This window comes from Lysinibacillus sp. COL-1 (genome assembly GCF_059814265.1).
Genome location: NZ_JCAWSJ010000004.1, coordinates 911,397 through 926,196, shown reverse-complemented (window position 1 = coordinate 926,196; position 14,800 = coordinate 911,397). Strand labels below are relative to the sequence as shown.

Here is a 14,800-nt window from a genome sequence, read left to right as displayed (position 1 = left end):
CCTTCTTAATATAACGATGTACTACACATACTATACATGTCTATTGTCTATAATTGCAAAAAGAATCCAAAGTATGTATGGGAAAAATTAAAAAATACACCAATTTCATATGTAAAAAAAGACTGAGCATCGTTCACTCAGTCTTTTTGATTCATTTTTCTTAACGTTTACCTTTAATATAAGGCTGTCCACTTGCTTTTGGAGCATTCGCTTTACCAATAAAGCCTGCTAATGCAAGGATTGTTAAGACGTATGGTAAAATTTGCAGATAAACGGCTGGTACATTCTCGATGAATGGAATTTGACTTCCTGCAATACTTAATGTTTGCGCTAAACCGAAGAATAAGGCTGCTCCTAATGCACCAATTGGATGCCATTTCCCGAAAATCATAGCGGCAATGGCCATGAAACCTTGTCCAGCAATTGTTGCATGCGAGAAGTCATGTGTAATTGTTTGTGCATAGACTGCACCACCAAGACCACCTAATGCCCCAGAAATAACAACGGCAATATAGCGCATTTTATTAACATTAATCCCCATTGTATCCGCCGCCATTGGGTGTTCACCTACAGCACGTAAACGCAAGCCGAATGGTGTTTTATAGATAATAAACCAAGCACCAATGGCTACCGCAAATGCTAAAATAGATGTGCTGTAAACATCATGGAACAATAAAGGACCAAAGAATGGAATATCCTCTAAATAAGGAATACCGAAACGGTCGATTGGACGTGTAATCATATCCGTTTGACCTTTATCATAAATCATTTTAACTAAGAAAACTGTAGCAGCTAAGCCAAGTAAGTTAATGGCTACACCTGAAACTGTTTGATCGGCACGGAAAGAGATCGAAGCAACAGCATGGAAAAGAGAGAAAATCCCACCAATAATCATAGCTGCTAACATCGCTACCCAAATCGTTGCCACACCTAATGACGAAGCGAATTCTAAATTGACAAAAATACCAACAAAAGCACCAACAATCATTAAGCCTTCTAGCCCGATGTTGACTACACCAGAGCGTTCAGAGAATACTCCACCGATAGCAGTAAAAATCAAAGGTGTTGCATAAAGAATCGCTGAAGGGATGATGAAATATAACATTTCTAAAAAGCTCATGTTATTGTCCCTCCTTTTTCTTGCTCAGCTTTTGCAAGCCTACTCGAATAATATAGCCTGATGCGACGAAGAAGATAATCAATGCGATGATAATTGATACGATTTCTTCTGGAATACCCGCAGCATTTGGCATATTTAATGCACCATATTTTAATGAACCGAATAGTGATGCTCCAAACACTACCCCAAGTGGTGTATTCGCACCAAGTAGCGCAACGGCGATACCGTCAAAACCGATTCCTGTAAAGCCAGGTTTAATAGATGCGTTTTGGAATGTACCTAAAGCTTCCATCGCACCACCAAGACCTGCAAACATTCCTGAAATCGTCATCGCTAAAATAATATTTTTATTAACACTCATACCTGCATAATCGGCAGCATTTTTGTTAAAGCCTACTGCTTTTAGCTCGTATCCACGTGTTGTTTTTTCTAAAATGAACCACATAACTACTACCATTAATAGTGCAACAATGATCCCATAGTGAAGACTTGAATTGTCTGTAAGCTCTCTTAAAAACGGAGAACGTAAAGAAGCTGATTCATGGATACGTTCTGTTTTAAAGCTTCCATCGGACAATTTTTTAATCACTGCGTTGGCAATATAAAGCGCAGTATAGTTGAGCATAATTGTCGCAATAACTTCATGGACTTTAAATTTCGCTTTTAAGAAACCTGCAATAAAGGCCCAAAATGCACCTGCAGCTGCAGCAGCAAGTAATGCCAATGGTAAGTGAATGACTTTAGGTAGCTCAAATGCGTATCCTACCCAAGCTGCTGCTAGCCAACCTAAAATCAGCTGACCCTCAACCCCAATATTGAACAGTCCTGTGCGGAATGCAAATGCTACTGCAAGACCTGCCAAAATATAAGGTGTTATTTGACGAATTGTGTTCCCAATTGAATATGAATCTCCAAAAATACCTGTCCAAAGAGCAATATAACCTTCTACTGGGTCATAGCCACTGACTACCATAACGATAGCCCCTACAATTAAACCGATAATGATAGAGATGATAGGAACGAGTAGATTAATGACACGATTTGACATTAGTCGTTCCCCTCCTTCGCATCATGCTTATTATTTTTTTTACTTTGCCCTGCCATAAGTAAGCCTAGCTCTTGTTCTGTTGTTTCTTTTGGATTTAACTCATCTACTATTTGTCCATCATAAATAACAGCAATACGATCCGATACATTCATGACCTCATCTAATTCAAATGAGATTAACAGAACGGCTTTTCCTTTATCACGTTGCTCAATGAGGCGAGAGTGAATGAATTCAATAGCCCCTACGTCAAGTCCACGTGTTGGTAGAGCAGCAATTAATAAATCTGGATTACGGTCGATTTCACGACCGATAATAGCTTTTTGTTGGTTACCTCCAGATAATGCACGAGCCGGTGTCATTTCACCATTACCTGTACGCACATCATACTCTTCAATGATTTGACGAGCTTTCTCCGACACTTTTTTATAATCCATGACAAAGCCCTTTGCAATTGGAGATTGGTAATACGTTTGCAGTGCAATATTATGACCAATCGGGAAATCTAACACTAAACCATGCTTATGACGGTCTTGTGGGATATGACCGACGCCTTCCTCTGTAATTTTACGAGGCTTCATATTGGTAATATCTTTGCCATTTAACTTAACTGTCCCACTTTTGATTTTACGTAGTCCTGTAATGGCTTCGATTAATTCGGACTGACCGTTACCATCGATACCAGCTATACCTACGATTTCACCTCTGCGAACATTTAAGTTCAAACCTTTTACCTTATCAATATCTCGGTAATCCGTTACTACCAACTTTTCAATCGATAGCACTTCTTCAGTTGGGTTTGCGTCAATTTTTTCTGTTTTAAATTCAACTTGACGGCCAACCATCATTTCAGCCAATTGATCAGGATTTGTGGCAGCGGTTACAACAGTGCCAATCCCTTCTCCTTTACGGATAATCGTCACACGATCTGAAACTTCCATAATTTCTTTTAGCTTATGCGTAATTAAAATAATAGATTTACCTTCTGCAATCAGTCGACGCATAATTTGAATTAATTCTGTAATCTCTTGTGGTGTTAATGAAGCCGTGGGTTCATCAAAAATTAAAATTTCGGCACCACGATACAATGTTTTTAATATTTCAACACGTTGTTGCATACCAACTGTGATGTCTTCGATTTTGGCATTTGGATCAACATCCAATCCATATTTTTCAGAAAGTGCGTGTACTTTCTTCGCCGCATCTTTTATATTGACAATCCCCATTTTAGTAGGCTCCGTGCCTAAAATAATGTTTTCTGTAACCGTAAAGTTTTCTACCAACATAAAGTGCTGATGCACCATGCCAATTCCTAAATCATTGGCAACATTCGGGTTTGTAATTTTTACAGCCTTCCCACGAACATGAATTTCGCCACCCTCTGGTTGATATAAACCAAAAAGGACGTTCATCAAAGTCGATTTACCTGCACCATTTTCACCAAGCAATGCATGGATTTCGCCTTGTTTCAGTTGGAGGGTGATGTTATTATTCGCCACGAAACTCCCGAATTCTTTACGGATTCCAAGCATCTCAATCACATATTCCAAAATTGTCACTCCCTTAATAGGCACTTATTAAGTATTTTTGCCTTAGCGTATAGTATCTGCTGCTACATGATTGATGGTACAGATAAGCCATACGTCCAGTAGTCAATTTCTACCAGAGGCTAGAATTATTGCTTGATCTAAACCCACCTATAGAGGTAGTTGTTTTGCTAAATTAATACAGGAAAGGTCATCGTTAGAAACCTTTCTTCTATTAACTTATTACCATCATGATTTACCTCTATAAGATTCCTATAAATCTAGTTAAATAGAGTATTGCGAATAATCTAAATATAACGATAGATTGAAAAATCATCATAAGGTCCTTCTAAAAGTCCCTTATGATGATCAAGAGTTGAATTATTTTTCCACTTTTTCTGGAACTTTGATTTCACCCTTAGCAATCTTCTCTTTATATTCATCAATTACTTTTTGTACATCTTCTGGAATCGCACCGCGTGAATCTGCAAGTTTAACACCGTCTTCAGCTAAACCATAAGTAAGTGTTTCTCCGCCTGGGAAATCACCATTTTTTGCTCTATTTGAAATATCTACTACTGCTGTATTAACACCTTTTAACATTGAAGTTAATGTTACGTTTGTTTTATCGTCTACTTTACCTTCTTCGTATTGGTCAGCATCTACACCAATTACCCAAATGTTTGCCTCTGGATCTTTTTTCTTACGTTCTTTTGCTTCAGAGAATACACCGTTACCAGTTGCACCAGCAGCGTGGAAGATTACATCGACACCTGATGAGAACATACCGCTTGCTGTAATTTTACCAACATCCGCTTTATCAAATGCACCTGTGTATTTATCTTCGATGATGATATCTGGGTTTACAGCTTTTGCCCCTTCAAGGAATCCAGCTTCAAAGCGATTAATAACTGGGATATCTACGCCACCTACGAAGCCGATTTTACCTGATTTAGACATTTTCGCTGCCGCTACACCCGCTAAGAAAGCACCTTCTTGCTCTTTGAACATTACTGATACTACGTTGTCTGCTTTTACTTCAGCATCAATGATTGCAAATTGGCCATCTGGATTTTCCTCAGAAATTGCAGCCATTGCATCTTCCATCATATAACCAATACCGAAAATTAAATTGAAGTCACGACGTAGTAATGCATTTAAATTTGAATCATAGTCTGCATCTGATTTTGATTGTAGGTAATCAAAACCATCACCTTTTGATAAGCCGTGCTCTTTACCGTAAGCTTGTACACCTTCCCATGCAGATTGGTTGAATGATTTGTCATCAACGCCACCTACATCAGTAACCATTGCTACTGAGAAAGTTTCTTCTGTTTTGTCGCCGCCTGAAGCATTGTCATTGTCTTTTGCAGGTTTTTCGTCGTCTTTCGTACCACAAGCACCTAAAATAGCACTTGCCGCTAATACTGATGTTAATACTAAACCAAATTTACGTTTTTTCATTTAATTAACCCCCCAAAGGTATTGTAATTAGCAGGAAAAAAATTTAGAAATGTTCTACACCCGTTTACGAACTACATGGAAGCTGAATTTATCAGCTCGGAAATAATTTTTTGAATAGAGCACTACTTGATCATGGTCATCGTAATGCAACTGCTTTAACACTAAAAGAGCTGTTTCACGTCCGCAATTTAAAATCGGTGAGGCTTGTTCATGATACCCAATTGGATCAATATAAGTTACAGCATAGGCTACATGAATTTTGCCTGATTGCTCTAAAGCAGAGAACAGTGAAACTTCTTTTTTTTCGACAAAGTCAGTTGGCAGGAAGCTTGCGGGTAGCCTGTCTATGCAGTAAACTACTGGCTCACCATCCGCTGTTCTGACACGTTCAATCGTGAGTATTTTATCGTCGCCATCACATTGGAAGCGTTTTAAATCTTCTTCAGAAGGTGTGTGCTCAGTTGCCTTTAAAAAACGGGAACCCGGCTCCATACCTGCTGTTTCGATCATAGAAGAAATGCTCGATAGATGCTCGATGCCTGATGTAAACAACGGCTTAGGATTGACAAAAGTCCCAACCCCATGTCGGCGCACAATCACATTTTCCTCTTCCAACAGTCTAAGAGCTTCTCTAAGAGTAGCTCGACTGACTCCTAGTGATTTCGATAATTCAAACTCTGAAGGCAGCTTTTCATTTTCTTTAAAAATGCCAGCCTCAATGTCAGATTTTAAACGATCGATAACTTGAAGATAGAGATGACGATGATCTGCTTTAATAGTCACATATATCACCACCAAATCAGAGATCAGACATCTGATGTACAACATTCCTACTAATCGTTCATAAATATAACATTTTTGCAGAATGAAATAAACAGTTTTGAATAAAATCTGTTATAGAATTCATTCTTTCTTCATTTTCTTTGCAAATATTTGGACAAATATACAGTAGTTCTCACCATTTTGACATCTAGCTTTTTTGCTTAGTTATCATATTGGTGAACAAGTACTTGACGAGGCTTACTGCCCTCTGGTGGCCCTACAACCCCACGTTGCTCCATTTGATCGACAATACGTGCGGCCCTAGAATAGCCGATACGGAAGCGACGTTGCAGCATGGAAACGGATGCTGTTTGCATATTGACAACTAATTGGACAGCTTCATCATATAATTCATCCGTTTCCTCTAAAATGGTTTCTTCTTCGGTAGGAATCATCTCCTCCTGATACTGCGCTTTTTGCTGTTCTATAACAAAATGAACGACTGCCTCCACTTCTTGATCCGATAAAAAGGCACCTTGCACCCTTTTCGGTTTGGAAGCGCCCGCAGGTAAAAATAACATATCACCACGCCCAAGTAGGCGCTCAGCTCCACCCATATCTAAAATCGTTCTTGAATCAATGGCTGACGAAACGGCAAAAGCAATTCTCGATGGAATATTCGCTTTAATAACACCTGTCAAAACATCTACACTTGGTCTTTGTGTTGCAATAATCAAATGAATTCCTGCTGCACGTGCCATTTGAGCTAATCGTGTAATAGAATCCTCAACATCACTTGATGCGACCATCATCAAATCTGCTAACTCATCCACGATGACTACAATATAAGGTAGCTTTGGATTTTTTTCCTCTGTTTGTTCATTCACTTTTTGAACATGTGCATTGTAGCCCTCAATATTTCGTGTACCTGTATGAGAGAACAAGTCATAGCGACGTTCCATTTCAGATACCACTTTTTTCAGTGCTTGCGAAGCTTTACGTGCATCTGTTACGACAGGAGCCAATAGATGAGGAATGCCATTATAAACGTTGAGCTCCACCATTTTTGGGTCGATCATCATAAGTTTTACTTCATGCGGTTTTGTACGCATTAGTATGGATACAACGATGCCATTTATACAAACACTTTTCCCACTGCCTGTTGAACCAGCTACAAGTAAATGTGGCATTTTATTGAGTTCGGCTAGTACAGCTTGTCCTGTAATATCACGCCCGAAGGCTACTTGTAATAATGCTTCTGGTTTCGCACCATCCTTCGATTCTAATACCTCTCGAAGCGTTACAATGGCTACTTCGCTATTAGGTACTTCAATACCTATCGCCGATTTTCCAGGGATTGGGGCTTCCATCCGAATATCTTTAGCCGCTAGTGCTAACGCAAGGTCATCTTGCAGATTGACAATTTTACTTACTTTCACACCTATATCTGGCAAGATTTCATATTTTGTGACAGCTGGTCCTAAATGCACTTGTGTTACCTTTGCTTTTACACCAAAGCTTTGTAATGTTTGCTCAAGCTTTTTGGCATTCGCTTGGATAACTGAATATTCACCACTTTGATCATGCTGAGGTGGTAGTTGTAATAGGTTATAAGACGGTAGCTGATAGTCTGCATTTTCCACTGCATCTGTACCTTGAATATGAACCTCATCCGCTGCTTCTTCTACTTCATTTTCCATCACAGGCGTATCATACACAGCTCTTTCCTGCGAGACATTTTGCGTAAAAGCAGAGATAATCGGCTCATGAGGTATTTCCTCCTCTTGTTCAGGCACATCCGTAATTTGATTTACAGCCGCAACCTCATCTCCACTTTCTACCCTTGAGCGGCGATTGTTTGGTTTTTTCGGTGTGTTTTTCTTTTTATCATGATGCTTTTTTTTCCATTTGCCAAATAGATCTGGTGTTTTTTCTGCTAAATATGGGACTAATGCTTTGCCAGTGACAAGTATGAGCCCAATAAAGAAGATTACCCAAGCAACAACTTTTGCACCCGAGGCTTCAAATAATACATGAAGCCCACTAAATAAAAGGGCGCCAATCATCCCACCGCCCAGAGCATTGCTGCGATGAATAATGCCATCGGTATTGATTAATATTCGCCACGATTCACGTAGCACAGAATCAGATAATAGACCACCTGATTTTGATAACTGTTCAAATAATATGCCATGACTAAAAATCGTTAAGCTCATAATAATGAGTACCATGCCAAGTATTAATCGATCCTTCATACTGACTTTTTTACGACCAATCATCATTAACAATGCAACAAATATAAGCATAAATGGAACAGCAAAATGTAAATTACCTAAAAGGAACATTGCGATGTTTTCTAGAATCCGACCAATCATGCCAAATTCAAAAATCATAATGACTGCTAATGCAATTAAAAGCAGTCCTAAAATTTCATACATAAGCGGATGCATATCTTTTTTTTCAGTTGTCGCTTTACTTTTAGTCACTTTTTTTCTTTTACTAACTGCCATCTATTTCACCTTCTTCTGCGATCCATTTTATATATGTAGCGAATCATAACATGTAGAACTCGAATATTTCAAAAAAAGGATTTTCCACCGCAATTGGGAGAAAATCCTTTTCATCTACTTTTTCCTCAAAACCTTTACGATGAGCTCGTTCAATTAATATTCCATAATAATTGGAATAATCATTGGACGACGTTTTGTTTTTTGGAATAAATACGTATTGAGTGTATCTCGAATTTCTTGTTTAATATTCGTCCATTCAAATGTATCTTTCCCAACATATTTTTCAATCACATTTTTTGCAATGTCAGATGCCTCAATCATTAATTCCTCTGATTCTCGTACATAGACAAAGCCTCGTGATAAAATTTCTGGGCCAGACGCAATTTTCTTTTGTGCTCGATTTAATGTCACGACTACAATGAAAATACCATCCTGCGATAATAATTTACGATCACGAAGTACAATATTTCCTACATCGCCTACACCGATACCGTCAATTAATACGTTACCAGCTTGTACACGACCACTCATGCGCATTTTATTATTTTTGTATTCTACGATATCCCCTTTATCGGCGATAAAGATTTGTGATTTTTGCATACCGAGCTGTTGCGCTAACTTCGAGTGAGCAATGAGCATACGATATTCACCTTGAACAGGAATAAAATACTTTGGCTGCATTAAATTCAGCATCAGCTTCAAATCTTCCTGACTACCATGTCCTGATACGTGGACATTTTTACTAGAAGTCAAAATTTCAGCGCCGGCTTTTGACATAGAGTTCATCGTATTAGCCATTTGTACTTCCATGCCAGGAGAAGGTGTAAATGTAATTAACACCGTATCACCTTGTTTAATTTTAATGTCACGATGGTGCTTACGGACAATTTTTTCTAATGCATCTAGAGGCTCTCCTCTATTGCCAGTTGTAATAATGATAATTTCATCATCTTGATATTTTTGCATTTCTGAAATTGGAATAATTGTCTCTTCTTCAACTGTTAAATAACCAAGCTGTACACCTAAATCAACAGCTTTTTCCAATGGCTTACCAACAATCACAACTTTACGGAATGATTTTTGGGCTTGGGCAAAAACTTGCTGAATACGAATAAAATTCGATGCATAGACAGCTACTAAAATACGACCTGGTGCTGAGTGGAATGTTTTTGATAATTGCTCTTCAATCACAATTTCCGATGTCGTATAGCCTGGTCGTTCAGCTTCGCAAGACTCAGATAATAGAATAAAGACGCCGTCTTCCCCTAACTGTGCCATTTTTGCTAAATCAGGTTTAAATTTACCTGTCGCTGACTGATCGAATTTAAACTCTCCTGTATGAACAATCGCGCCTTCAGATGTATGGAACACTACCCCTAACGAATCGGGAATACTATGTGTTGTGTGGAAGAATGTTACATACGTTGAGTTAAAATTCATACGACTACGGTTTGTTACTTCGAAAAATTTCACCTGATGTGGTGCAGGTAATTCTTTTAAATGTTCCTTTGCTAATGCAATGGTTAATTTCGATCCGTACACAGGTGCCTTTATTTTTTGTAAAACATAGGCAATAGAGCCGATCGCATCTTCATGACCATGTGTTAAGAAAATACCTTTCACACGTTCTTTATTTTCTTCTAAGTACGTAATGTCAGGAATCACGATATCTATACCTAGCATCTCATCTTCTGGGAACATTAAGCCGCTATCCACTACAAATAGCTCTTCATCAATTTCTACTACGTACATTGCTTTCCCAATTTCGCCTACACCCCCAAGAGGGATGATACGAATCAATTCATTTTTCTTTTTTGTCAATTTATTTCCTCCTAAAAAATATCCCGAACAGCAACCACTTAACATTTATTATACGGTTTGCAAAGCTTTTGCACAAATTAAAAATACATGTTTCACGTAGGAAATAGATTTTCTTATGATTTGCTTATTGCTAGTAGATGGAAAAACAAATATTGGATACCTTGTACGAATAGAGTTAATCAAGTATTTTTAAGGATGAGAAGTGATGAATGGATGTTTATAGCATACAAAAACGAGGCCGATAGAGTTATCAGCCTCGTTGCTCATTATCGAAAATTTTTCGCTTTTTCTTGGTACGTATCCCAAATTCGGTCAAAGTTCTCTTTTTCTTCATCTGTCATTTCCATCATTGGCAGACGTACATTGAGTGTATCAAAGCCTAACTTTGTCATCGCATATTTAATAGGCGATGGGTTCGGTTGAGCGAACAGCGCACGTACTAAAGGTAATAATGCTCGGTGAATTTTGGCTGCTAGCTTATGATTTCCTTCTTCAAACGCTTTAATCATTAATTGCATATCATTGCCTACAACATGGGCTGCTACAGAAATAACGCCTGCTCCGCCTATGGCCATTAACGGTAATGTTAAACCATCATCCCCACTATACACTAAGAAGTCATCATCTGGATCAATGTTCTCTATAACATCTCCCATCTGATCTAAGTTACCGCTCGCTTCTTTAATCCAAGCAATGTTTGGAATCTTGCTTAAAGCAACAGAAGTTTCATAGGCAACATTGACACCTGTACGCCCAGGGACATTATAGAGCATAACAGGTAGACTTGTTTGTTTAGCGATGGTTTCAAAGTGAGCGAAAATCCCACGTTGATTCGGCTTATTATAGTATGGAGCTACAAGCATAATACCGTCTGCTCCATTTTCTTCTGCTTTATGAGTCATCGCTATCGAGTAGGCTGTTTCATTGTCCCCTGTACCTGCAATAACCGGTACGCGTCCTGCTACTTTCTCTACTGTAAAGCGCACAACTTCGATTTTTTCCTCAGTAGACATTGTTGGGTTTTCAGAAGTCGTACCACAGGCAACGATACAGTCTGTACCGTTGTCTATCAAATGATTAATAATACGTTCTAGTTCTGGATAATTAATCGTGCCATCATCTTTGAACGGCGTAATCATAGCCGTTCCAATTCGACCTAAATTCATCCTTACACCCCTCTTATAGTAAGTTATCCTCAAGCATTGCTTCTGCAATTTGGATAGAGTTTAATGCGGCGCCTTTTAATAAATTGTCAGAAACGATCCATAGATGGAATCCTTTATTGTTGTCTAAATCTTGACGGATACGTCCTACAAAAGTAGCGTCTTCCCCTTCTGCATAAATAGGCATTGGGTAAGTTTGTGTTGCAATATCATCTTGTAATACCACACCTGGTGCATTGCGTAATACGTCAAAAATCTCTTGGATTGACGCTTCTTTCTCTACCTCAATATAAACAGATTCAGAGTGACCTGAAACGACTGGAACACGAACGCAAGTAGCAGCTACTTTGAGCTCTGGTGCATGCATGATTTTTTTCGTCTCATTAATCATTTTCATTTCTTCGTATGTAAATCCATTATCTGTGAATTTATCGATTTGTGGAATGACATTGCGTGCTATTGGGTAATGACGTTTATCACTACCAGACGGCAAAATAGTTGCTTCTACATCTTTACCTGCTTCCCAATTTGCGCTCTGTGCCTTTAATTCTTGAATAGCAGAAATACCCGCTCCTGAAACGGCTTGATATGTTGAAACGATTACTTTCGTTAAACCAAATGCATTACGAATTGGCTCAAGTGCAGCCACCATTTGAATTGTAGAGCAGTTCGGATTCGCAATAATCCCTTTATGCTTCGCTAAGTCGCCTCGATTCACTTCAGGTACGACAAGCGGTACCTCTGGATCCATACGGAAATGGCTCGTATTATCAATAACTACTGCACCACGCTTAGCTGCCTCTGGTGCAAGTTCAGCTGATACTGACCCACCAGCTGAGAATAAAGCGACATTGACGCCTTCGAAAGCTTCAGGTGTCGCTTCTTCAATTGTATATGTTTGACCATTAAATTCGATTGATTTTCCCGCTGAACGAGCAGAGGCTAGAAATTTAATATGCCCAATCGGAAATTTACGTTTAATTAATTGCTCCATCATTTTCGAACCTACTGCTCCTGTTGCCCCAACAACCGCAACTGTTAACTGCTTTGTCATCTGTCATCTCTCCTTGAATACATGTTCCATAATGTGTGCTATTGTATCACAAAAATACTGAAAATTGTGTGTAATCTATGATTTATTTGAAATATTGTATCAACAGCGGTTGTAATTGCTTTTTCTGCGTAATTGCTGCATGAACAGTATCCACCATTTGATCAAAATCAGCAATTAAAGAATTCGGTTTGGAGAGGGGGGCATCCTGACCAAAAGGAATAAAATAAATATTTTTGGCATTCAACAGCTTCATAATGTTTATACCATTTAAACCAAGTGCATCATTTGTTGAAATACCTAATACAACAGGTGATCCATTACGCAATGTTGCCTTCGCTGCCATTAATACGGGACTATCTGTTGCTGCATTCGCAAACTTACTTATGCTATTGCCCGTCATTGGCGCAATCACCATTGCATCTAATGGATTGGATGGACCAAATGGTTCCGCCTCTTTTATAGAAGAAATAACCTTTTCTCCTGTTAATGCTTCTATTTTGGCAATCCACTCCTCTCCAGTACCAAAGCGAGTAGCTGCATGTAAAACGGAGTGAGTAATAATTGGCACAACCGTTGCTCCGACATCAATAAAATTTTGAATTTTAGGTATGACATCTTCATACGTACAATGTGAGGCTGTAATACCTAGCCCAATTCGTTTCCCCGTTAACAATCTTCTTCCTCCTCTATTGCCTTGCACAAGATTGTAGCAGCGTCATGTGCAAAGTATTTCCCAGGCAATGATGGCAATAGTACATACGTTTGTAATTGCTCCGCATCTATATCTAAACAGCCTGGCTCTGAGGCCAAATCATATAAAACTGCTGGAACATGCTCTATAAATGATTCTGTAATCCATTTTGCTGGAATTGTATTGATGAAAATATCATCCGTAATAGACCATCGACGATCATCTAAATTCGTAGCTTTATAGCCATATGCTTTTGCCTCGCTCACTTGTACAACAGAACGTGCAACAATGTGGACGTTCGCCCCCATCTTAACTAGTAAAGAGGCGAGCATTTTGGCGATGCGTCCAAAGCCTGCGATTGTAAAATTTTGTCCGTAAATACATTTTTGCTCGAGTCCGTAAAACGTGGCGATAAATCCCTCCGCTGTTAACCGAGCATTTTGCCATATAAACGATTCTTGCTGCAAATAACAAATGGATTCATTTTTCTCTAGTAATTGCTTCCAATGCATCGTTAATCGGCCTGTATAAAATTTAACTTGTGATATTCCATAGAGCTGCTCAACTTCTATTTTTAATGGAAGAATTGGTAGGATAATTTTATTTGGTTGGTATTCTAAAACCAGTTTATTTAACTCCTCGTTCCAAACGGTCGTTCTTTTATAAAACACTGTTCTCGATGGACTTCTTAGCATTGTCGCTAATTCCTTTAATCGTGAGTCCTCACCGATAACAAGCCATTTTTCGTTTTCCAAAAGCTCACCTCACTGTAAATATTCTGACTGTACTGAAGATGTCTTATTAAATAAAATCCGATCTTCACCAATTAAGATAATTTCGTGCCAAGGTATCATTTCACTAACTTTCATTTTCTTTTTTTGGAATGGTAGTTTATCTTTCACAATTTCAAAGCCATGTATTTTCCCTGTTTGCACATCTAATAGGCATTCTGTATGTGCCAAGATGCCAAAATGTACGCCACCCTCAATTTGAATTAACTCCTTATCCACCATCTCAGATAGTAGCATGCCTCATCTCCCTCCTTGTGCCATTACCTCAATATATGCGAGTTTTTGCAAATCGTGCCCCCTACCAAAAGTAGGAATGTGTTGCATTTCCATCGACATCTGTACATAGTGTATATACACCGTTATAACGGGTGAGGATTTGTGCATATCCATTTAAGTAATGCCAGTGATAAACCTCACGATACAGCTCAAAGAGGCCATTCTAGCGAATAAATTACATGCAGGTGATGCACTATCATCTATCCGTGCTCTAGCAAAGGATTTAAAGGTCAGTGTCATGACGACCAAACGTGCATACACCGATATAGAGCGAGACGGCTTCATCAAAACAGTTGCAGGCAAAGAGAGCTTTGTTACAGAGCGCAATCAAGATTTTCTACGCAAGGAACTTCTGCGACAGCTTGAGGAGCATTTGCAAAAGGCCGTAAAAATAGCGAAAGCAGCCGGTCTTTCTAATGAAAAATTGCAGGAACTCCTATCTTTAACAGTAGAGGTGGACAATTAAGAGGAATGCCATTGAGATTCATGATTTACATAAGGTCTTTGAAGGCTTTTCTTTAAAAGATGTAAGCTTTTCAGTCCCTCAAGGAACCGTGTAGGCTTTATCTGAGAAAAT

General features: G+C 38.8%; 13 protein-coding genes. 1 reads left to right on the top strand and 12 read right to left on the bottom strand.

Annotated features, from left to right (window positions below; translation table 11 throughout):
• Positions 1–160 precede the first annotated feature (160 nt).
• The 12 genes from AC6BKE_RS12690 to AC6BKE_RS12635 form a co-directional block, all read right to left on the bottom strand.
• Positions 161–1,120 carry an ABC transporter permease gene (locus AC6BKE_RS12690; RefSeq protein ID WP_036121312.1) on the bottom strand — a complete coding sequence of 320 codons (960 nt, stop codon included), beginning with the start codon at positions 1,118–1,120 and terminating at the stop codon, positions 161–163.
• A 1-nt stretch (position 1,121) separates the two neighbouring features.
• A complete protein-coding gene (locus tag AC6BKE_RS12685) occupies positions 1,122–2,168 on the bottom strand; it encodes an ABC transporter permease (protein WP_036121315.1) in 1,047 nt (348 codons plus the stop codon).
• Positions 2,168–3,715 carry an ABC transporter ATP-binding protein gene (locus tag AC6BKE_RS12680; RefSeq protein ID WP_089932014.1) on the bottom strand — a complete coding sequence of 516 codons (1,548 nt, stop codon included), beginning with the start codon at positions 3,713–3,715 and terminating at the stop codon, positions 2,168–2,170. Before AC6BKE_RS12680 ends, AC6BKE_RS12685 begins: the two co-directional genes overlap by 1 nt.
• A 357-nt stretch (positions 3,716–4,072) precedes the next feature.
• On the bottom strand, positions 4,073–5,155 hold the full coding sequence (locus AC6BKE_RS12675; RefSeq protein ID WP_058843929.1) for a BMP family lipoprotein: 1,083 nt from the start codon (positions 5,153–5,155) through the stop codon (positions 4,073–4,075).
• A gap of 54 nt (positions 5,156–5,209) precedes the next feature.
• On the bottom strand, positions 5,210–5,938 hold the full coding sequence (locus AC6BKE_RS12670; RefSeq protein WP_036121324.1) for a GntR family transcriptional regulator: 729 nt from the start codon (positions 5,936–5,938) through the stop codon (positions 5,210–5,212).
• Positions 5,939–6,138: 200 nt separating this feature from the next.
• Positions 6,139–8,427, bottom strand: a complete 2,289-nt coding sequence (locus AC6BKE_RS12665) for an FtsK/SpoIIIE family DNA translocase (protein ID WP_036121326.1) — start codon at positions 8,425–8,427, stop codon at positions 6,139–6,141.
• Between the two features lie 153 nt (positions 8,428–8,580).
• On the bottom strand, positions 8,581–10,248 hold the full coding sequence (locus tag AC6BKE_RS12660) for a ribonuclease J (RefSeq protein WP_058843931.1): 1,668 nt from the start codon (positions 10,246–10,248) through the stop codon (positions 8,581–8,583).
• A gap of 266 nt (positions 10,249–10,514) precedes the next feature.
• Positions 10,515–11,414 carry a 4-hydroxy-tetrahydrodipicolinate synthase gene (gene dapA, locus AC6BKE_RS12655; protein WP_058843932.1) on the bottom strand — a complete coding sequence of 300 codons (900 nt, stop codon included), beginning with the start codon at positions 11,412–11,414 and terminating at the stop codon, positions 10,515–10,517.
• Between the two features lie 13 nt (positions 11,415–11,427).
• Positions 11,428–12,465 carry an aspartate-semialdehyde dehydrogenase gene (locus tag AC6BKE_RS12650; RefSeq protein ID WP_330493458.1) on the bottom strand — a complete coding sequence of 346 codons (1,038 nt, stop codon included), beginning with the start codon at positions 12,463–12,465 and terminating at the stop codon, positions 11,428–11,430.
• 82 nt (positions 12,466–12,547) lie between these two features.
• Positions 12,548–13,138: a dipicolinate synthase subunit B gene (locus AC6BKE_RS12645; RefSeq protein WP_089932009.1), complete on the bottom strand. Its 591-nt coding sequence runs from the start codon at positions 13,136–13,138 to the stop codon at positions 12,548–12,550.
• Positions 13,132–13,911, bottom strand: coding sequence for an NAD(P)-dependent oxidoreductase (locus AC6BKE_RS12640; protein ID WP_036121339.1), 780 nt, complete (start codon positions 13,909–13,911; stop codon positions 13,132–13,134). The genes AC6BKE_RS12645 and AC6BKE_RS12640 overlap by 7 nt, the downstream gene beginning before the upstream one ends.
• A gap of 9 nt (positions 13,912–13,920) precedes the next feature.
• Complete coding sequence (locus AC6BKE_RS12635; RefSeq protein WP_036121342.1) at positions 13,921–14,184, bottom strand: YlmC/YmxH family sporulation protein; 264 nt, start codon at positions 14,182–14,184, stop codon at positions 13,921–13,923.
• A 166-nt stretch (positions 14,185–14,350) separates the two neighbouring features.
• Here AC6BKE_RS12635 and AC6BKE_RS12630 point away from each other — a divergent pair, with 166 nt between their 5' ends.
• Positions 14,351–14,689, top strand: a complete 339-nt coding sequence (locus AC6BKE_RS12630) for a GntR family transcriptional regulator (RefSeq protein ID WP_499856881.1) — start codon at positions 14,351–14,353, stop codon at positions 14,687–14,689.
• Positions 14,690–14,800: the final 111 nt, after the last annotated feature.